The sequence below is a fragment of the Pseudomonas sp. M1 genome, assembly GCF_022760135.1.
Taxonomy (GTDB): Bacteria; Pseudomonadota; Gammaproteobacteria; order Pseudomonadales; family Pseudomonadaceae; genus Pseudomonas; species Pseudomonas citronellolis.
In genome coordinates, this window is record NZ_CP094343.1 from 2,515,274 (window position 1) to 2,535,504 (window position 20,231).

Here is a 20,231-nt window from a genome sequence, read left to right on the forward strand (position 1 = left end):
ATGAGGTTTAGGCCTGGTGGGCACCGATGCTGATGAAGAAGCACACGATCCAAGTAATGAAGTAGGCGAGGTTCTGGTCCAGGAGCTTGGCGCGCTGGTACAGGTAGACCGGCACCACGAACACCCAGCCTTTGAAACGGCTGACATCGTGTCCGGCCTGCTTGAGCCGTTTGGAGTCGAGCACCGACAGGGCGATGTTTAGCGCCAGCGTGACGTACCAGTAGCGGTTGTCCGCCATGGCACGTTCCCATTGGGCTTCCGTCGCGCCGAACAAGCCGGCGACGAAGGATTCCAGCAAGTAGCCAATGACTGGTGCGAACGCCAGTAGCCAGACGATCTTGTTGTTCACACCAGTACCGGTCAGAGGCGGTGGCGATACCTCTTCCAGGTGTGGGCGCAGTTCGGTCTGTTCGATCTGTGCCCACCCTGGCATTCCTTTCCTCCAGACCATCGATCCATAGGTCAGCTTGCCGCTGTGGATCAGGGCGATGATCTGTTGCTGGTCGAAACTGCCTTTGCGTTCGCCTTTCTCTTCGTAGAACCAAGAGTTTTCGAGGGGGGTGTTTGCGTCCTGCATTGCAGGCTCCTTCTGCTCATAAATGTTGATATAGGGCTTGGGAGAAGGTGCATGGCACGCTTCTCATGTGGATTCCTGTGCAACACTACCAAATCGGTAGTATTTGGTTAAGCCTAACGCTGGACGATTTCGCTCTTCAAATATTTGAAGAGCGCCATGTCCACGTTATCCAAGCGGATCAAAGAGGCTCGGCTGCGGGCGGGGCTGTCCCAGGAGCAGTTGGGGATTCAGATTGGGATTGACCCAGCATCAGCTAGCGCGCGCATGAATCGTTACGAGTTGGGCAAGCGGGTGCCCGACTTGGATTTAGTTGAGCGTTTAGCTGATGAGCTGGGCCTTCCTGCCGCGTTTTTCTACGCCAAGCATGACAGCGAGGCTGAGTTGCTTCTGAAATTCCATCGTCTTGATCAAGCGGCCCAAGTGCACATCCTCACGGCTCTTGAGGAGCTTGTTCAGAAGGTGAAGTGATCAAAGCAGGGGTTGGACTATTGGGCTTCAGCGTTGATGCCTATTAGCGGTGTATGCCCTCAGCAATGCCGTGACGGGAATGGCATAGACAGGCGCTCGTCGGGCTCCTGTCTATGCCGTCTCAGGTATCTTGCTTAAGGCGGACACCACTCCAGCAAATGAAGCGTTGAAACAGCAGTAGGGCGAGCCCGATGCTCACGAGTAATGGCCAAAAGCGCAGCATGAGTACCAGCAGCGCAACAGCCACCGCACAGCTGGCCAGCACGCCGATAAACACGAACAGCAAACCAATGAAACGCACCAGGTTCATGGCGCGATCCTCCTCGTAGGTTGAGTGGTGGGGAATGCCGCGGATGTCACTCCGCGGCGTGTTGGGCACGAGCTTCGGCGCGGGCTTTCAGCAGTGTCGACAGGGTGGGTTTCGGTGTGGTGGGTGGTTCCGCTACAGGAGCGGCCGAAGGTGGCGACTCGAGGGTCGGCTCCGGGAAAAACTCCTCGGCGATGGCACCGGTCTCCTCATCACTGTCTTCGAAGGCACCATTGGCAAATCCCAGCCGCGCTGTCGCGTCCAGCGCCACTTGGTCGAAGCCAGAGGCCTGGCGTGCTTCATCGAGTTCCCGCGCCTGCAGCAGTGCTTCTTCCATCGACAGCCCACTGCGCACCGTGATGTCGACGTAGAAGATCGGTGAGCCGTGGCTCTGTCGGGTGGACTTGCCGCGCAGACGTAGCTCTAGCGGCAGGCACGCCAGGCGGTTGCCGGAGATCGCCTGCAGATACTGCAGCCGGGCCGCCAGGGTGCGGATGCTGTTGAAGCCGGTGGTGCGGAACACGAAGCTCCCTAGCGGATCCTCATCGCCGATGGCGACGTTGAGGCGACCGTAGGGTTTGCAGGCACCACCCTTGGCCAGTGGACAGCCGTCTGGCGAAGGGCAGGGCAGCGAGGCGATGCCGTCCTGGCTGCGACGCTTGCAGGTCTCGCCGTTGCCGACACATAGCGGCCGTCCGGATTGCCGATCGAACAGGCAGTACTCGGCTCGGAAATTCAGCTCCGGCGCGTTGAAGAGCAGGCGGATCGGAATGCTGCGGATCTTACCGCCCTGCGCTTTGCGCAGCTCCTCGTCCAGGGGATGGGCCAACCAGCCGTCCCGCAGCTGGACCTGTGAGGTGAGGGTGAATTGGTCGTCCTTCTCCGGCAGGCGCTTGCCGTTCTTCTCGACGACCTTGCCGATGGAAATCCGTCCGAGCACCGGCGGGGTAATGGCCAAGCCTTTGAGCATGGTGGTTCTCCAGTGGATGAATAAAAAAGACCACCCCGGCGCAGGGGAGACGCCGAGGTGGTCAAGAGGGAAGCGAAATCAGGTGATCAGGAAGCGGCGGCTACCGACCTTGGTGGTGGGGTAGCGCGCCAGCAGGTAGGGCTTTTCCTTGAGCAGCCGCGGCACATCGAGCACCACGCTGTCCTTGGCTTTGCGCCAGGACACCGCGCCGTTGGCGAATAGCGCTCGGCTGGCATCGCCCATGGCCTGCTGCAGTTGTTGCTTCAGCTCGGCCTCGCGCTTGCCCTGAATCTCCAGGCTGGCGCGCACTGCCTGCAGCTCATCGAAGGTGGCCGACAACCGCGGATCCTGGGTGAAGTCCAGGGTGTGACCCTGGTCCTCCGGGTACAGGCAGCGCAGGGCCTGCTCCGCCGAGTCGGAGCCATCCGCCGGCGGTGGCGTATCGCGTTGCACGTAGTCCCAGAAGTCGCGTTCCAACTCGATCAACCGGGCGATGAGCTCGTCGTCGCGCTCGATGCGATGGATCTCCAGGTGCTGGCCGCCGAGCAATACGGCCACGTCGGCCGCCTGTTTACCGGTGACCGCCAACTGGTGCATCACCTGCAACTGCACGTACACCGGCACGCCTTCCTTCCACAGGCGCGCGCCGTTGATGCCGGCGGTCTTGCATTCGAGGATCTGGACGTCGCTGGCGCCGATCACCTCGCGGTCGATATTGGCCAGCATCCAATCCAGTTTCGGGTCGGGGTGCTGCAGCACGGCATTGATCCGTCGCACCCGGTTACCGGTGCGGTGGGCATAGTGGTTAGCGACGATGGGCTCGAGGATGTTGCCCCAATAGGTCGGGCTTTCCTCGTCGTTCGGATCGCTCTTGGGCAGCCCGGCATCGCGGCCGGTCTTCTCCAGCCACAGCTCCAACTGCGACTTGTAGGGATTGAGGCCGACCGCGGCCGCCGCGTCCGAACTGCCGATACCGTGCTTGCGTACCGCCAGCCAGTCGTCACGAGACAGATCCTTGGTGCCGACCAGACGCAGGGCAGGGCGCTGCCGTGGCCTACTGGGCGTGGGATGGGCATGAGTCATGAGGATTTTCTCCGGACATAAAAATGCCCGGCCGGCAAAGCCAGTCGGGCATCGAGTGAGGGAGTGGGTGGCCGTCAGGCCATTAACGGGAGGAGCGCATCCAGGCGGGGCTGGGCTCTCTCCCACTTACCGGGCTACAGCACCGGCTGTAGCGGTCGCCGACTGACGTCGCCGTGCATGATGAGCACGAACCTTCTCGCGCCAGCCGGGCGAGAGTTCCTTGGCCATGTCGAGATAGCGCAGCGGGCAGCTGTAGTAGTACGGCGCCATGGACTCGTCCATGGCTTTGTACCCCCACTCACCGCCACGGCGTTGCAGCAGATCACAGCGGATGTAGCGCATGGACTCGCCGGGAGCGAGGTCTGGGTGAACGCCTTCGGTTTTCGCCGTGACTTCGGTGACCGACCACAGCACATTGCCCCGCAGGGTGTGGGCAATGACGTGAACGCGGGCGCGAGCCTGGTCTTCAGGTTGAGTCAGGTCCCGGATCAGCTCTGCCCGGGTACGGGATGAGAACAGCCAGCCCATGAGAGAGGCCTCCAAGGAAATACCGGAGCCCACTCCATAGGAGCGGAACCCCGGCGGGCGGAAGAGAACGCCCAACGCTGCGGTATCGGCGAGCTACCGCTGTCGTCGCAGAATCGGTTGGGCAAAGAGGGATAACGAGAGGAGGGAACGGCCGTCAGGCCACCAACTGCAGGGCCGTATCCAGGGCGCGTTGCTTGATCACTGCCCCTTGACCGAACCACGCCGAGTCCATGCGATACTCATTGCTACGGGCACGGCGCTCATGGTCGACGTACTCGGTGACGGCATTGAGCAGGCCCCAGGCAGTGCCATTGGCGGCTTCCAACTGCGAGCCACGACCGCGGCCTTCGTATAGGCTTTGCACCCGACGTAGCGCGCGCTCGTTCGGTAGGGCATCCGGCAACGGGTTGTTGGGCTGGGCATCGCAGAGCACCTGCATGAAGTAGCCCATCGCTTCGTGCCACTGCACCTTGCGCTCGGCCAGGTGGCGCATGCGGTACATGAACTCGTCCCATTGCGAGACGGCGATGCCCAGTTGCTTCTTCACGGCCTGAGCGTCGAAGCGGGTGTTATGCGGCACCTTGATCGCCCGGGTAGCACCGTCGACGGCGATGGTCAGGGTGTTGTTGCACACCACCCGCACGGTGGTCGGCGTGGCCGTGGTAGCCAGGGTACCGTCGCAGGAGGTGGCCAGCAGCAGGTAGCCGTTGACCAGGTCGTTGCCCTTCAGCGAGGTGTTCTGTCCGGTGCGCGCCAGCGCCCAGAACTTGCGGCCTCCCTTGAGTACGCCAGCGGTTTCCAGCTCGTAGCCAGAGACCTGGGTGAGATCGCGGTAGAACTCCAGCACGTCCCGCGGCTGCACCACCTGGTAGCGCTGGGAGACCACCGAAAGTGGCGCTTTGGTGTCGGAGCGGTAGAGCACCTTCTGTTCGGGAAAGGAATGGATGCTGCCCAGGTGGCCGACCGCGTCGGCTTTGAAGTGGACGGGGCTTTCCTGGATCTGCCAGTCCATGCCCGCTTCACGTTGCCAGACTTCCAGCGGTTGTTTTGGGGAGAGGCGGCTACCCAGGCCATGCCAGGGGGCTTCGCCGACATACGCCATTTGTTCGATGAGATGAGCCATGATGCGTTTCCTGTGAGCAATAGCCGGCATAAAGCGCTGCGCAACGCGCAGCACCGGCGGAAGGGATGAAAGAGAAGGGGGAGATGAACGAAGCCGATCAGGTCGGCAGGTTGAAGCGATGGCCGCAGACCTGGCAGAGGTTGTTGGCGAGCACGTGACGATCCAACTGGTCGCCGAGTTGGGCCCCGAGCGCACAACCGCCGACACCGCCGGCCAGGCCGCCTAGAATGGCGCCGGACAACGAGCCGAGGGTGACGCCTAGCGGGCCTGCGATGGCGCCTACTGCTGCACCGGTTTGCCCGCCAGCAAGAGCGGCGGATGCACCACGTGCTGCGCCACCGACGGTGCCGACGAGGGCTCCGATCTTCATGGCGGGATGCAGGGATGCAATTTGGGGGGAGTTACAGCGAGGACACTGCAATGACATGGCTGGAAGGCCTCCATGGTGGGTATGTCATTGCAGTGATATAGAGCTGAAATTTTTTCGAATCGAATTGCTGTGGCGTAGAAAGCCCGAAGCTGCTGGTCGCGGCCGGCAGCAAGCGGCCAAAAGTAGACATTCATTTTCCCTGACAAAGCAGAAGCTAGGTGGCCCAGCCAAAGCTATCCCACGAATGCTCCCTTCTGCTCACTATGTCTCTGTGAGCTAGTTATGCGATAGTCTGAAGGAGTTTCAATCATGCTGCAGGGAGGCAATGAATAAGATGCATGTACATTCTCTCACCTTCAAAAATTTCCGGAGATTGAAGGCCGCACGCATCGATTTCGCCAATGACCTGACGATCTTCGTCGGGGCCAATAACAGTGGAAAGACTTCAGCCACTCACGCGATTGAGCTTTTCCTTTCGGGTGGTAAGGAAAAGTTCACGGTTCACGACTTTTGCGCGGGCTGCTGGGCTGACTTCGAGAGCTTTTCAGCCGAAGACGCAGCTGACGCGAAGGTCAAATTTCCGGCCATATCTCTTGATGTCTGGATCAGCGTAGACGCAGACAATCTCTACCGAGTGGTCGAGCTGCTGCCCCGCGCCGCCTGGGAAGGATCGCTGGTTGGACTTCGGATCGAATTCGCGGCCAAGGATGCCGCGCAGACCCTAGTGAATTTCAGGGCGAAGGCGGCCGAAGCAGCCAAGTTTGCGAAGACCAAGGAAAAAGACGGGCAGGATTACAAGCCTTGGCCGCGCAACATGCGTGACTATCTCTCCCGAGAGCTGAAGAACGAATATGGCCTGCGCTACTTCATTCTGGATGAGGCGCAGCTCAAGGCGGAAACTGCCGCCGCGGCCTATACGCCCAAAGAGATTATCGGTGATGCTGAGCGATCCGGACACACCGTTATCAACTCGCTGATCAAAGTCGACTTCCTTAGCGCGCAGCGCCACCTGAGCGACGGGAGCGCTCAGGCAAGAACGGAAGACCTCTCGAAACGGCTGAGCCGGTTCTACACCCGTAATCAGAAACAACGGGAAGAAGATCACAACGCGCTGGGAGCCCTTGCGCTCTCCGAGGACCAGCTCACCAAACACTTTGCTGACGTATTCAGCGACACATTCAAGTCGCTCCGCAAGCTTGGCTATCCGGGCCTGGCAAACCCCACCCTTGAGATCCGCGCGGCGCTCAAGCTGGAGCGCCTCATGGGCGACCAGCAGGCGAAAGTTCACTACCTCCTCGAAGAGGCGACTGCCGAAGGTGAAGCTCTCGCGCTCCCTGACAGCTATAACGGGCTTGGGTTCAAGAACCTCATCTATATGGGCGTTGAACTCCTAGACCTTCATTCGGCCTGGTCCACCACCGAGGAGGGGGAGGAAGATAAGCGACAGCCGATCCACCTCATTTTCATCGAAGAGCCGGAGGCGCATATGCATGCCCAGCTCCAGCAGGCATTCGTGCGCAAGCTCACTGACCTGATTTCCCCCACGGGTGATGACGGTTATGCGACGCAATTTGTGATCACGACACACTCGCCGCACATTCTTTATGAGCGCGGCTTCCAGCCGATCCGCTACTTTCGACGCTCGCCGGAGACCGGCGCGAAGCAGAGCTCAGCCATTTTCAACCTCTCGGCCTTTTACGATCAAAACGAGTTCGACCGAGATTTCCTCCAGCGTTACATGAAGCTGACGCATTGCGACCTCTTCTTCGCGGATGCGGCCATTCTGGTTGAAGGAAACGTTGAGCGTCTTGTCCTGCCGCTGATGATTGAGCAGGGTGCCAAGAGGCTCAGCTCGGCCTATCTGAGCATCCTTGAAGTGGGCGGCGCTTTTGCCTACCGATTCCGCAAGCTGATCGAGTTTCTCGGACTACCGACACTGATCGTGACCGACCTCGACAGCGTGCACCCAGCATCGTCGAAGAAGGAAGAAGAAACGACAGCAGGAGATGGCGCGGCCGCCGAAGCGGCACAAGTGTTGGACGATGCTGAAGAAGAGGACGACGATGGGGAGCAAGACGCACAAGCTGAGAAAAAGCCCAAGCCAAAGTCGAAATGTCCCGCCAGCACGCCCGGCGCAGTCACGGCAAATCAGACCCTGCGGCAATGGCTTCCGGGCAAGTCATTGGTCGATGAACTCCTGGCTGCACCGGCTGGCGACAGACTTCAAGCTCCCACGGCGGATGGCGGCGCGCATGTGATGGTCGCCTATCAGGGCCCCGTGAATGCAACATGGGGCAAGGATACGCTCGAGCTCAAGAGTCGTACGCTTGAGGAGGCGTTCGCATATGAAAATCTAGTCTGGTGCCAAAAGAAGGAGCATCACGAGGTCGGGCTTCGCTGGTCCAAATCGTCCACGATGTCGCTCGAAGAGCTTGCCGCGAAAATCCACAAGCGGGTGAAGGGTGAAAGCTTCAAGAAGACGAACTTCGCGCTAGGGCTTCTTGCTAGCAGCGATGCAGGCTGGGTTGTTCCAGCCTATATCCAGGAGGGCCTCGATTGGCTCACGACGCATGTCGCGATCAGTGACGACACGATCGGGCGCGCGACTGCGACTCTAGAGCCTGCTCCTGAAGCAGCCCTCAGTGCTGTTGAGGCTGAGAAATGACGAGCCGGGCGGGCAAGCCGGATACGCTGGCTGATATCGAGCTTCGGGCACTTCTTGACGCTGACGCTTCGACGGGCTTCGTCATGGTCTCGGGCGCGGGTTCGGGGAAAACCACTTCGATCGTCAAGGCACTAGATCACCTACGAAAAACACGCGGGCCCTACCTACGCCAACGGGCAAAGAAGATTGCCTGCATCACCTACACGGAGGTTGCTGTCGGTGAGATTTGGGGCGACGTCGGGAACGACACGCTCTTCCACGTTTCGACCATTCATAGTTTTCTCTGGGCTGCCCTCAAGCCTTTTCAGACAGACATCGCGAGCTGGGTAGAACGCCGGCTCGATCAGAAGATCGCTGCCACGGAAGCGAAGATCGCAGCCTTCACCAACCGGACGCAGGAAAAGACGCGGGTTCAGGCTGCGGCGGACATCGAGCGCTACCGCGAACAGAAGCTAAAGATCGTCTCTGTTGACCGTTTCACCTACGGTGTTGGGAGTGACTACCCGAAAGGGATCTTGGGGCATGATGACGTGATCAGACTGTCCACTGAGCTCATCCGTACTCAACCTCTCATCGCTAAGGTCGTCGGCCAGAAATTCCCGTTCGTTTTCGTGGACGAAAGCCAGGACACTGCTCCCGATGTGGTTGAGGCGCTGAAGGCAATTTCGGAAACTCTGGGTTCAAAGTTTTGCCTCGGCTTCATTGGCGATCCAATGCAGAAAATCTATACAGCTGGCGCTGGTGCGATTGAACCTCTCTCCGGATGGAAGACCATCGAAAAGCCGGAAAACTTCCGGTGCCCTGTGGCAGTCCTGAACGTCATCAATAACATCAGAGCCGGCGGCGACGGTCTGACCCAGACAGGCGGTAAGACTGAACTCGTTGGAGAAGAGCGAAAGCCCGTTCAGGGCACAGCAAAACTTCTCATTGTTCCCAAAGATGACCGGAGCGAGCGGTTGGCCGCTGCTCGTCAATGGCTAGCTGATCGACATGCCGACCCCCTCTGGCTTAGCGATGAGCTGGAAGCCGATGTCAAAGTGTTGGTGATCGCGCACCGCATGGCCGCCAGTCGTCTGGGCTTTGGCAGTCTCTACGAGGCCTTCCACGACAAAACATCTGAAGGGCTGAAGGATGGGTTCGATGATGGCTCGCATTGGTCGGTACAGCCCTTCCTGAAGTTTCTGATGCCGCTCGTGTTGGCCAAAGGAACTGACGATCAGTTCGAGGCGATGAATCTGTTGCGTCGCTTCGCTCCTGCACTTCAGCGCGAGCACGCACGCGCGAACGCGTTGCCGGCGATCCTCAAGGAGCTGGACGAGCGGGTGAATGCCCTCGCCGAGTCATGCAACGCGACCTCTACCGTCGCTGCGTTCGAAGCACTGAGGCATCTTCGGGATGGCAGGATGTTTAGGCTGGATGATCGCCTTCTGGCTGCGATGGCCGAATACGACCCATCCATTTCACCTACGGACCCCGGCGACGCAGCAGCTTTGCAAAAGCTGCTTCACACTCCGATGAAGGAGCTATGGGGCTACCGGACCTACATTGAGGAGCAGTCGCCCTTCGAGACGCATCAGGGGGTCAAGGGAGCCGAGTTCAGCCGAGTCCTGACAGTTCTCGATGACGAAGAGGGCCGCCACAACCAGTTCTCATACGGGAAGCTCTTCGGCATCACGCCGCCGTCCGATACGGACCGGACCAACCTGCGTGAGGGCAACGAGACAACTTTCGACCGCACACGGCGTCTGCTGTATGTATGCTGCTCACGCGCCCGAAAAGATCTGGCTGTGGTTTTCTTCGCAGACGATCCGGCGGCTGCGCATGCTGCTATTGCAGAACTTGGCCTGTTCCCGGTCGATGATGTCCATAATCTGGCTATCGATTGAGCCCGAGTACATGCTGGTATCTTGAGTTTGAATTAGAGATGTCAGACCGTCTTGAAGGAATGGCCGGCCTTTCTAGGGGGGCTAGCGGCAAAAAGCAGACGCTCCAAATATGTCTAGGAAACCCGAGGCGACTCACACGGCCCCCGATAATGGCCCTTTAGTTTTCTCACCATCACGAGTTGGTTGATGTGTAAGGAGCAGCTCTCACTGGCCAATTTGCGATATTAGGCAAGGCATGAATTAAACGAGGAGGTGTCCGTGCTAGTGAGAGATCCCGTCGAAGAACTAAAAAGTACAAGAGTCTTCTCACATCTTGTGGCGCAAAGCTTGGAGTATGCAGACCGAGCCATCCGTTTTGTACAGATGATCGCACCTATCCTCGCAACGACGGTTCAGCATTTTCCTCTGTATACCCGCCACGATGCTCATCACGGATTCCAAGTTGTCCGGCGCCTGGAAGATGTTCTACAGGCTGGTTGTCTGGAAATGGGGTCAAGTCAGTCGCTTGGTGCACCAGAGCTTTTTCTCCTCATTGCAGCAGCCTATGCCCATGACCTTGGCATGACTGTGCTTCCAGGTGAGGAGGCCACACTCAGAGCGACATTGAACCTTCCAGAGCATGATTGGAAGACTAGCGTTCCATTGACAAACTACCTGCGTCGCGAACACTCCAAGCGTGGGGGTACGTACATCCACCAAAATGCCCTGGCAATGGGGGTTCCTGAGAATCTGGTCGCTGCACTGGACTGGATCATGAAGTCGCATAACTTGAGCGTCTCGGAGCTGGAAGCAAACCTACGGAAGCCGTTCGCTGCGGAAGATCGTGTTTTAGATGTTCGGCAGCTTGCGGCCATTTTGTGTAGCGCCGATGCCATCGAATTTAGCGATACGCGTGTTCTGGATGGTGTGGTCGATCTGGCCCGCCAGACCTCCGGCTATGCAGCAGCAATCTCTTTCCGTGAAAATAGAAAGCACGACTGTATTCGTGACAGCTTGGCAGTTTCTGATGATGGCCAAGTGGTCGTCAGTGGTACGTTCGACGACGGCGACGTGCTTGCGCTGGCACACCGCACCTTCGACGACATGGAAGGTTGGATTCGCGGTTACTGCGATATTGATCGACAGTCGAAAATCTCTCGGCTGAGGATTCGGCCTGAGCCATTTGTGCGGAGACTGGACTTGCCGGGTGCAACGTTCGAACGCCTGGGCGTCCGAATGAGTAAGCGTGCGGTGATCGACTTGGTGGCGTCGAACGCGGTCTGGCGTAGGTCGGTGGGTGCGCCCATTCGCGAGTTGATTCAGAACGCGGTCGAGGCGTGTCGGTTCCGAATGCACCACTCCAGTCCTGCTGATGAATACCAACCGCAGGTCAAGGTCAAGTTTGATCGTACGAAGCACATGGTCACCGTCGTCGATAATGGCTGCGGAATGTCGCTCCGGACTATCCTCAACCACTTCCTGAGCGTAGCAAGCAGCAGAGCTAAAGAGCCTGCTTACGCAACAAAATCGTATGCCCCAATCGCACGTTTCGGAGTAGGTTTCTGGTCGGTATTCACGATCGCGACTAAAGCGGATATTCGGTCTTTAGCTTTCGAGGGTGGGAATGCTAAAGGCGTCGGACTTGAGTTCGAAGTTTCTTTGGCCGAACTCAAGGACTACACAGTTTTCCGAGAATGCCCGATGAGGCCCGGCACCTCCGTAGCTCTGTCCTTGAATGAGGACCTTGTTATCGACGACGTGTTCGAACAGTGCCGAGGTCTTCTCGTGTCTGCAGCAGTGCCTATCGAGGTGATTCTTGACGGGGTCGTGGAGCAGATCCCAAGGACGGTGCCTGGCGTTACACCTGCGCAGCTTCTAAGGCCAAAAGTGAGTGCGATGGAGGTAGATGACCTGCATACGTTCCATTGGCAAGGAGAGCGACCGGGGGTCAATGTCGCCATTGGGCTGGTGTATCGTCTGGATAGTAGAAAAGTCACGTTTCGCCTGAATCAACACACCTCGGTTATATCTAGGATCAATCACCAGTCGAGTTTATATACCACTGCAGTATGCGGATTTCTTGCACCATTGAGACCGTCCACTATATGTCTCGATCTATGGCGAGTCGGCACTGCTGTTGCAAATATTGAATCTCCACTTGGGATTGAGTACTCACTCGACCGGGGGCAGGTTCTTGAGTCGGAACAGAGTGTTAAGATGGGGAGGGCGATAACTCAATGTATCCATGACGGCTACAGGGAATTTTTGAGGGAATTCGGTGCTTATGATCCAGAGTCAATATACCGCCTGACATCGGAGTCCGAGCTCAGCGGAGGCGGTACGTTCGATCAATACACCGAACATGAGCTTCCCGTCGCAGCCGAGGACTATCCAGACTTGCTGTGTTTTCGACTTTATGAGGTTGATCCTTCGTTCACCCTCCAGCAAGCTGCTGTCCTACATTTAGATTGGCCAAGGCTAAGTAAACTCCAAGGATCTTGCTTAGTAAGCCAAACCACAGTGAGCTTTCCAGCTCCAGATGGCCAATTCCGTGGCATTTATCCAGAGCAGCAAATCGAGCTGGCGTATGACGCGGCCGTGAAAATCAAGCGTCGAGAGGAATCATCAGAACCTCTGTATTTGCTTGAGCCAAATCGGCGCGCCTCATTGCTCTTCGATGCGGATCCTTCGAGTACGGTTCAGATAGCTGTATTGGGTGACAGTAATGTTAATTTGCTCATGCAGAGATGGCGTTTGCAGAACTTGATTCTCGATCCAGCTGAACATCAGATCATTGCAAAGGTGCAAGGACGCTGGACAGGCGCTATTTATTCACGTGATTTCGAGCACCCTCTAGGGATTCCGTATCTATTCCTTGGCCGGCATCGAGTGGTCATAAAGAGAGGTTCAAAGCTGCATGAGCACTGTAGCGTGCTAGCTGAGCAAAAGCGCTTGAGTAAACTGGCAGATTTGATGGAGGAACTCCAACTGCATTCGCAAGGGTTCGAGTCTGAGGCAGCACGCACTTTCTTTGAATCCCATTTTCAACGAAGCGGACAGTGAGTTAATTGCCGGCGAAACCTTATTCGGTAGTGATGCTCATGCTAATTAGTTGATGCTAAGGCTCTGCTAAACAAGCCTGACCCAGGCATCAAAATTCTGGACAAATGTCCGCATTTGGCCAATAGCTGCCTGCCGTACGAGGCTGTCTTGGGTCGGAAGCACCCCCTCGCCAAAAGCAGTTATCGGCCAAAAGCAGTCCTTCGATGTGCCTAGGAAACTTGGGGCAACGTACGATTGCATTCATTCAATCAAGATTGGCGTCATCGCTCATCTTGCAGTCGCGTTTTAGCTAGAAATTTATTCATCAAGTAATTTAGCTTTTGGAGGTGATAAATGTCTCAAAATACCAAGTCGCTGACATCCCCTGATGATTAAGTATCGAATAGATGCTGGCAAATATTGTGTCACCCTCACTCAGATCCAGCTCTTGAATTTTTTTGATGTCTTCATCGGTCAGATCAATTGTGGTGTAAATTCCTAGCGGGATGTGATGGAGTGTGATTTCCTTGGGTGTCACTTCAAAATCTATTTCCTCTATTCGAAATAAATCTGTTTGCGTCACTTTATCTCCAGGATTGGAAATGGCGACATCTATTTTAAGCTCTTCAGCCATAAAATAGCGGAGCTTCATAGCAAACTCCTCTTGATTCAAGGTGTCGCCAAACGAAGTTTTGTAGACCTGCTGGTGAGCAAAATCCTCGATTATTTTTGTAATAATCTCTCCAGATTTGTACTGTGAGTTTGACGGTGAAAATAGTTCTTTGTAAATCGCCTTTAGGCTATTAATGCAGTTAAGCGCTTCAGCGCCTAAGGTATTTTGATCGCGGGTTTTAAAATCATCGTTGAAGTGGAGGCAGTCGTTCCGAATGATCCGTATAGCATCAAATGCCTTGTGCGTTTCCTCAGATAGCTCTCCTCGCTCTTTCAGTTTCTGGAGGCGAACGTGCTGCGTGGCGTTTTGCAGATCGATGTGGCTCGTTCTTTTTGCAAAGTATTTGCAGAGATCTTCACTCGCAATTCCAGTTAGAGCAATGGTACTATAGAATGCTCCCAGTGCGTAAGTAAGTTCCGCCTCTTTAATAAGCCGAATAAAGTCCCCTGCCTCCTCCACCACGCCGATGTTGTCGATCTGCCACTTTCGTTCAGTTATTTGTTCAATTTCATTGTTGATCCAGGTGGCGAATGAGTGTTTGTAGGCGGACTTGTCTCGTTCTACAAGAGCTGTAATATCCTCCCCTGCAACGCTCTTGTAGTCGAACCTTGTACAATCAAAATAGCGCACGTTTCTTTCCTTCCCCTAATACAAAAATTTCGAGCTATAAATAATATGGTGTTTCGGCGTTTTCGCTGGGAGTCGTATCCTGTAATGCCTCCCTCAACTCAAGTAATACGGCCTGAGACTTATCAACCATTTCGCGACTAACGACAGGCTCCGCGCCATGAATGATTGCGTTTCTAAGCGTAATCAGATCTTTCAATTGAGCGAAAAGATGATGCTTAATTCTCCTCCCTCGCCAGAGCATCTCTGCGAGGCGAGCATTAGAGGTGCGCTTGTATTTAGGCGACGACTCCAATGCTTCAATGAAGGGCTTCAGCGAGCCAGTAGCGTCAACCAAAATCCTTTCGATTTCATTATATATTCGCAAGAAATTTTCTAGGCTGCCTTCAGTGTTCTGGAGGCTATGGCCTGGGTCGATTTCATTTTGAATCGCTTGGCTGGCCGCTTCCACGTTATGCGGAGTTACCACATCTAAAACAAAAATGGAGATTGCTACAAACGAAATAGCAAAGCTTGTCTGCGCTGTGTTCATCAGCGCCGTTAGAAACAAGGTGCTCTTAGCTCCTTCTTGAACGATGACCAAATTAGTTAGAATAATGGTAAGTCCCACCAATAGCGTAATTACTATTAGCTGCTTGAGGTAGCGGCCTTCCACTTTTTCAATAGAGACTGCTCGAGTTTCATCGTTTCGAGCCTCGCGAAGTAGTTCGCTTCGGAAGAATAAGTACCCAGTGAGAGTCAATCCATAAACTGCCGCAATTACCTGGGCGGATGTCGAATACAAGTACATGATTTGATTTTCGTTGAGTTCGAACCATGCGTCACTAAGCGCCACGATGGTCGATAGAGTGCTTATCGTAATCAACGCCGTGGCGGTAAATAATGCAACGGCAGTGCTAGATATGGAATGCAAACGCATATAACTCATCCCTGATTCGGTTTCCTGGGTTGCAGGCGCTAGCCTCAGACTAGCACTCCGAGATTTCGCTGAAAAGGCATTATGCCACCATCGACCCTTTGTTGCTAAGGGGTTGTGATGTGCTTTAAAGCCGTTAGGTGCTTAGAGATCCGGACCCTGTTTGCACAATATTCCGGCTTCCTGTTCATCACGGCTTAATCCTGTGCTAGCCCTATCAAGGGATAAAGGGTAAACGATAAGATTTTCGAAGCAGACCCAAGATTGGCCGCGAAGGTGGTTTCTATCATGTGCGTTTTCTGCGCGGCATCAGGGTAAGGCTCGCAGTTTTCCCCACCAGAGATGCTGGCGCAGTCGACAGCTTAAGATCGGCGCTCAGCAAGGCCAAAGAAAACACTAGGGCGGGACTCCGACTCTGAATCACACCATCTTGGGGTCATTCGATCGTCTGCTATGGGTCGGTAGCTGCCTGTCGTCAGGGGCAGCAATTGGCCAGAAGCGGTTATCGAGTATCTTGAAAATTTAGGACGCTTCGGGCTGCCACAAGCTTGCGACGGCAATGGCGAAGTCGGTATCGCACAGCACGACATCAGCGGAATCAACTGTAATTCCGCTGGTGCAAGTCAATTAAGGGCTAACAATGACCTTGATATCCGAGCCTGAGATGCTCTTGATGTATGAGTAGCTCGTTCCCAAGACGGCTAACTGCTCCTTGGACACCTTCTTCGCTGATATTGCGGGTTGGACGATCACAAATTTGAAGATCAGCTCATGGTCGTGACATTTGTTGCGCAGTATCTCCAACTGCTGAGGCGTGCCTTTCAGGATTCTGTCGAAGTCCTTAAGTAGTGATTGCTGGTAGCGGTCCATCAGTCGGTTGAAGAACTTATCGCCGGTGTACAGCCATTTCACTGACCTCGACGCTTGGCCGCATACCTCATAGACATCGGCAACGCGCGCCCCTGGCGCGGCCACGCCATCAGTCATTGGGCAGAATTTACAGTGGTAGAGGTCAACATAGATAGCGTCCTTGCTTTCCCGGATTGCCACTAGGTCAGCGATTTCACCTTTGCCATCATCGTTGAAGACGATTGAGTAGTCGTCAACGATCTTGGCAAAGGTGAAGCCTTGTACAGAATCCTCACGTCGCTCCGCACGCATGGACTCTTGATGGATTTTCGTCGTTTCCCAATTCCAAGGCTCAAGCAAACCGGCAGGCAGTTTTACATCCATGCTGTTGAGCGAATACTGACGGTAGTTGCCCTGCACCATGGAACCGTCGACCTTGAGCAATACAAGCGGCTCTCCATCCAAGTAGGAGTCCAGTGGCATTTCGTGGGGATAAAGAATCTTCCCGCCTGGGCATGAGGTCTTGTATCCGTCTTCCAACAACTTGATGGTGATGGAAGTGAGGCGACGCTCCTCGCCATCATTACCCTCGACCAAGACGGGGATATCTAGCGTCCGCGCGTCACTGTACTCAGGCTTGCCAAGCTCAACGTCGAGAAGGTTGAAAGTCTCTCCCTGAAAATACAGCGAGATCCTTTGCTCGTTTTCGATTGCGATCGACTCAGGCCAGTCGGCGTAAAACAGGCCTTCTGGCCAGCTGTCCTTGATTTGCTCAGCACGCATGACATTTTTGAGTATGTCAGCGGGGTCGATGGTGTTGTCGTTGAGTTTGATCGACATGCGCTTGCACCACTCGACCCAGTAGTTGATCGGAGAGGAGTTCATCTCCCAGATCTTGCCTTTGTGCGAGCAGCCCACGGTAGTTCGTTCTCCATCCTCAAAACCGGTGGCGAAGATGTTGGATTTTGTCGCGTTACCTTTCTCGATATCGCTGATCACTTGATTGATATCGCGCCCCACGTGCATCGTGAACCGTAAGTCTTTCCGGGCGCGTGATAGACCAACATTCTGCAGCTTCATCAGTTTGATGTCGTGGAGCGTACGGAAGGTCGGCTCACCATTGATACGACGAGGGTCTTTGGCTACCAGGTTGAGAAAGCGAGCTGCCTGGGTGTCGTCACCTGAGGTGTGAATGAACAAGGTTTTCTGCGCCTTGTTATAGAAAGCGATGTACAGATTCCAGTTGGTATCGACGATTTCTTCGGTCTGAGCCCACCCAACCAGCGTCTCTCGCCGAGTCACGGCAATGACGGTATCGGCCTGGTCATTGATCGAGATGTACTGCAGTGTTTCTCTGCGTCCATCCAGCCCCTGCGCGCGCTGTGGTGTCCAGTCTTGGGGGGAGACGTGATAAGCCACGGCGCTGATTTTGGGGTTCGGGTTTAGCCCAAAAATCACTTGGGCATCGTCACCGTCAGCAAACTGCTCGTTGAAGTCCGCCTTCTCAATTTCCCTGCTGACCTTTTGCTCGCTCACGTTGCGAATGACTGCCCCCCAATCAGCGCTCTCCTTATAGAGATCTGCCATCTGATGGTCGGTCTTCTGGTTAGCGATATTCGCTACGAACTTGGCATCACCAAGGGCGGCATCAACCCTCGTCAACCGGCCAATGAACTGGAGCGTCACTGCAGGGCTTTGGTGTTGATCATGAATGGCGGCGATTTTGAGCTCAGGCAGATCGAAGCCTTCGCCAAGCATGTCGACGCATACGATAATCCGGTGCTTCTTCTGGACGATTTCCGCCATCACTCTGGCTTGGTTCGGAACCTTGCTGTGAATCAAGACTGGCGTGAGATCGGGGTGCTGCTTGTAAATCTCAAAAAGGTCTGCCGCCCGCTTGTGCGACTTGGCCCGAACCATCATCAAATGGTTATAGCCTGCCTTGAGGTCAGCCCGGAGCAGCTCAACAGCCTTGTCTGCGACGGCCTGGTCGGACAGCCTGAGGTTGTATTCTCGTACCGGATGGAACTCAATGCCTTTGAAATAGCCATCAAGCTGCGCATCCCGGAGAGGGTAGTTGTAGATGATCTTGCCGGCCAGAGCTAGACCATCCTCCCGGAATGGCGTCGCTGTGAACTGAATACAAGGTTTGCCCCTGAAGGCGGTTTTGATCCGGTTCCAACTGGTTGCTACGACATGGTGAGCCTCATCGATCATCAGGTGACTGCACATGTTCACCAGCGCCCCCAAGGCGGCGTCTTCGAATAGCAGCAGGGCCTGAGGGGTGGCCACAATGATGTTGGCAGTAGCCAATTCAGCAACCTGTGCTTCAGACAGCTTCGAATCTATGGCCGCAACAATGGGATTGCGCGCCGTCTCCGATACTGCCCCCACGGTGCGAAGCGTCTTCATCTCAGCGCACTTGTTCACCAATTGAGCTCTGAGGGCGTCCGAAGGTACAAGGATTAGTGTCCGACTCATTCTCGCCGCGATGATCAGCGCGAGCATTGTGTCGGTTTTCCCTGTGCCGGTGGGCATGACCACGGTGGCCGTAGCTGTGGGGTCGACCACCAGATGACCAAGGGTCGCGTAAAGCGCGGCTAGTTGCGGCTTTCGCAGGCCAGGCGTCTTGGCTTTAGGATCGTCCAGATTGAAATTGAAAAGGTGGTTTTGCCAGCTCTGGTACACATCCGAATGCGTTACTACTACGTCGTCCATGGCGATTACCTGAGAGCAGAAAGGGCTTCTTGGATACGATGCCAAAATAGTAGCACGACCTCTATTGCGTACATTGCCTTAGCGATTTAGACAAAAGTGCAATGCCGGTCGAGCCTCGGCGCAGGGTTGCTGAACTGTCGTGACCGCTTCTAGCCGATTTTTGCCCGTGACACTCGAAGTTATGTCGCTCGCTCGAGGCTTGTACAGAAGATTGCCCAATCAGCCATCAGTGCCCTGCGTTTCTCTAGAAAGTCTGAGCGAGAATAAGCTGCTTCAGTCTGGTCCCGCTCATCATGTGCGAGAGCAAGCTCACATACCTCCCGTGGGTAGTGGGTGCACTCATTGGCCCAGTCGCGGAATGTGGAGCGGAAGCCATGCCGAGTAATGTCAACGTGTCCTAGCTCGTGGAGCAGGTTGCGAATCGCGTTGGCGTGCATGACACCGCTCTTGCCTTTCCCTGGGAACACATACGGCGAATCCGTGCGAGGTAGGCTTTGCAGCATATCCACAGCCTGGGAGGGCAGGGGAATGACGAAGGGCTTTCTCATCTTCATGCGTTCGGCCGGAAGAGCCCATGTCCCTGCTGCAAAGTCCATCTCGGGCCATTGAGCGAAGCGGATCATGTGGGTGCGGGCACACGTCAGGATGAGCAGGCGTGCGGCTACGGCATCCCGGCCAGAGTCTTGGGCTAGTGTCCTCATCAGCGCAGGTAGGTCGCGCCAATGCATGGCCGGGAAGTGCTGACGCTGGCGTGCCTTTTTCTTCTCGGCCTTGCTGAGGAGGTTTTCCAGGTGACCGCGCCAGCGGGCGGGGTTGTCGCCTTCGCGGAGGCGGCGAGCCTTGGCTGCATCGAGTATTTGCTCGATTTGCCCACGAACTTCATCGGCGGTGCGGGTTTTAGTTGCCCAGATTGGGCGCAGCACGCTTAGCACATGTTCGGTCTGGATAGCGTCAGTCGAGAGCTTCCCAATGGTGGGAAACGCATAGCGTTCCAGCTTGCGTAGCCAGCCTTTGCGCCATTTTTCAGTCCAACTGCTCCCATGGGCTTCCAGGTGCTGGTGTGTAAGATCCTCGAACGATATACGGCGTGCCGCGGCCTGCTGTTCAGCTTCACGTTTCGCAGCCCGTTCGGTATCACGGGTAGCGAGAGGATCTGCGCCAGTCGCGAGAACCTTGCGCTGGTCTGCGGCAAGTTGACGGGCCTGGCTGAGGCTTACGGTCGGGAAAGAGCCGAGGCCCATTTCTCGACTTCGCCCGTCCAGCTTGTACCGAAAGATCCAGCTCGAGGAGCCACCTTTGGCCACCTGGAAGTAAAGCCCATCCCCATCATTGGTCTTTCCAGCTACGGATGCCCTGGCCAGGGACTCGACGGTTTTGGTCGTCAGCTTACCCATACAGATTCCTCGCCTCACCCACACCCTCACCCACACTTTGGCGGCGGATTCTGCCA

Annotated in this window: 15 protein-coding genes; 4 read left to right on the forward strand and 11 right to left on the reverse strand. The window is 55.7% G+C overall.

All coding sequences use genetic code 11. The annotated features are described in order from the left end of the window. Window positions 1–7 precede the first annotated feature (7 nt). Window positions 8–577: a DUF4339 domain-containing protein gene (locus tag PM1_RS11375; protein ID WP_009623323.1), complete on the reverse strand. Its 570-nt coding sequence runs from the start codon at window positions 575–577 to the stop codon at window positions 8–10. 156 nt (window positions 578–733) lie between these two features. Between PM1_RS11375 and PM1_RS11380 the strand changes: the two genes are divergently transcribed. Next, window positions 734–1,045: a helix-turn-helix domain-containing protein gene (locus PM1_RS11380; RefSeq protein WP_024128651.1), complete on the forward strand. Its 312-nt coding sequence runs from the start codon at window positions 734–736 to the stop codon at window positions 1,043–1,045. Window positions 1,046–1,166: 121 nt separating this feature from the next. On the opposite strand, the gene PM1_RS11385 is transcribed toward PM1_RS11380, so the two are convergent. The 6 genes from PM1_RS11385 to PM1_RS11410 form a co-directional block, all read right to left on the reverse strand. Then, the gene (locus PM1_RS11385; protein ID WP_009623322.1) at window positions 1,167–1,355 is read right to left on the reverse strand and encodes a hypothetical protein; all 189 of its coding nucleotides are present in this window, start codon (window positions 1,353–1,355) and stop codon (window positions 1,167–1,169) included. A 46-nt stretch (window positions 1,356–1,401) separates the two neighbouring features. After that, window positions 1,402–2,322, reverse strand: coding sequence for a recombination directionality factor (locus PM1_RS11390; RefSeq protein WP_009623321.1), 921 nt, complete (start codon window positions 2,320–2,322; stop codon window positions 1,402–1,404). Between the two features lie 78 nt (window positions 2,323–2,400). Then, window positions 2,401–3,405 carry a YqaJ viral recombinase family nuclease gene (locus PM1_RS11395; RefSeq protein WP_009623320.1) on the reverse strand — a complete coding sequence of 335 codons (1,005 nt, stop codon included), beginning with the start codon at window positions 3,403–3,405 and terminating at the stop codon, window positions 2,401–2,403. 126 nt (window positions 3,406–3,531) lie between these two features. Further along, entirely contained in the window at window positions 3,532–3,933 is a 402-nt protein-coding gene (locus PM1_RS11400) for a hypothetical protein (RefSeq protein ID WP_009623319.1), read from the reverse strand. Between the two features lie 154 nt (window positions 3,934–4,087). Further along, window positions 4,088–5,056, reverse strand: coding sequence for a DUF932 domain-containing protein (locus tag PM1_RS11405; protein ID WP_009623317.1), 969 nt, complete (start codon window positions 5,054–5,056; stop codon window positions 4,088–4,090). A gap of 97 nt (window positions 5,057–5,153) precedes the next feature. Then, window positions 5,154–5,426: a hypothetical protein gene (locus PM1_RS11410; protein WP_173427892.1), complete on the reverse strand. Its 273-nt coding sequence runs from the start codon at window positions 5,424–5,426 to the stop codon at window positions 5,154–5,156. 325 nt (window positions 5,427–5,751) lie between these two features. On the opposite strand from PM1_RS11410, the gene PM1_RS11415 reads away from it, so the two are divergent. The 3 genes from PM1_RS11415 to PM1_RS11425 all read left to right on the forward strand — a co-directional run bounded on the left by PM1_RS11415 (window position 5,752) and on the right by PM1_RS11425 (window position 13,019). Further along, window positions 5,752–8,091: an ATP-dependent nuclease gene (locus PM1_RS11415; protein ID WP_238603231.1), complete on the forward strand. Its 2,340-nt coding sequence runs from the start codon at window positions 5,752–5,754 to the stop codon at window positions 8,089–8,091. Further along, entirely contained in the window at window positions 8,088–9,977 is a 1,890-nt protein-coding gene (locus PM1_RS11420) for a UvrD-helicase domain-containing protein (RefSeq protein WP_009623311.1), read from the forward strand. Before PM1_RS11415 ends, PM1_RS11420 begins: the two co-directional genes overlap by 4 nt. Before the next feature lie 258 nt (window positions 9,978–10,235). Then, window positions 10,236–13,019: an HD domain-containing protein gene (locus tag PM1_RS11425; protein ID WP_009623309.1), complete on the forward strand. Its 2,784-nt coding sequence runs from the start codon at window positions 10,236–10,238 to the stop codon at window positions 13,017–13,019. Between the two features lie 313 nt (window positions 13,020–13,332). On the opposite strand, the gene PM1_RS11430 is transcribed toward PM1_RS11425, so the two are convergent. The 4 genes from PM1_RS11430 to PM1_RS11445 form a co-directional block, all read right to left on the reverse strand. Beyond that, window positions 13,333–14,301: a hypothetical protein gene (locus PM1_RS11430; protein ID WP_009623307.1), complete on the reverse strand. Its 969-nt coding sequence runs from the start codon at window positions 14,299–14,301 to the stop codon at window positions 13,333–13,335. A gap of 34 nt (window positions 14,302–14,335) precedes the next feature. Then, complete coding sequence (locus tag PM1_RS11435; RefSeq protein WP_161788517.1) at window positions 14,336–15,226, reverse strand: hypothetical protein; 891 nt, start codon at window positions 15,224–15,226, stop codon at window positions 14,336–14,338. A 615-nt stretch (window positions 15,227–15,841) separates the two neighbouring features. Continuing rightward, window positions 15,842–18,781, reverse strand: coding sequence for a DEAD/DEAH box helicase (locus PM1_RS11440; RefSeq protein WP_009623303.1), 2,940 nt, complete (start codon window positions 18,779–18,781; stop codon window positions 15,842–15,844). 179 nt (window positions 18,782–18,960) lie between these two features. Then, window positions 18,961–20,175 (reverse strand): tyrosine-type recombinase/integrase, encoded by a 1,215-nt coding sequence (locus PM1_RS11445; protein ID WP_009623301.1) that lies wholly within the window; start codon window positions 20,173–20,175, stop codon window positions 18,961–18,963. Window positions 20,176–20,231: the final 56 nt, after the last annotated feature.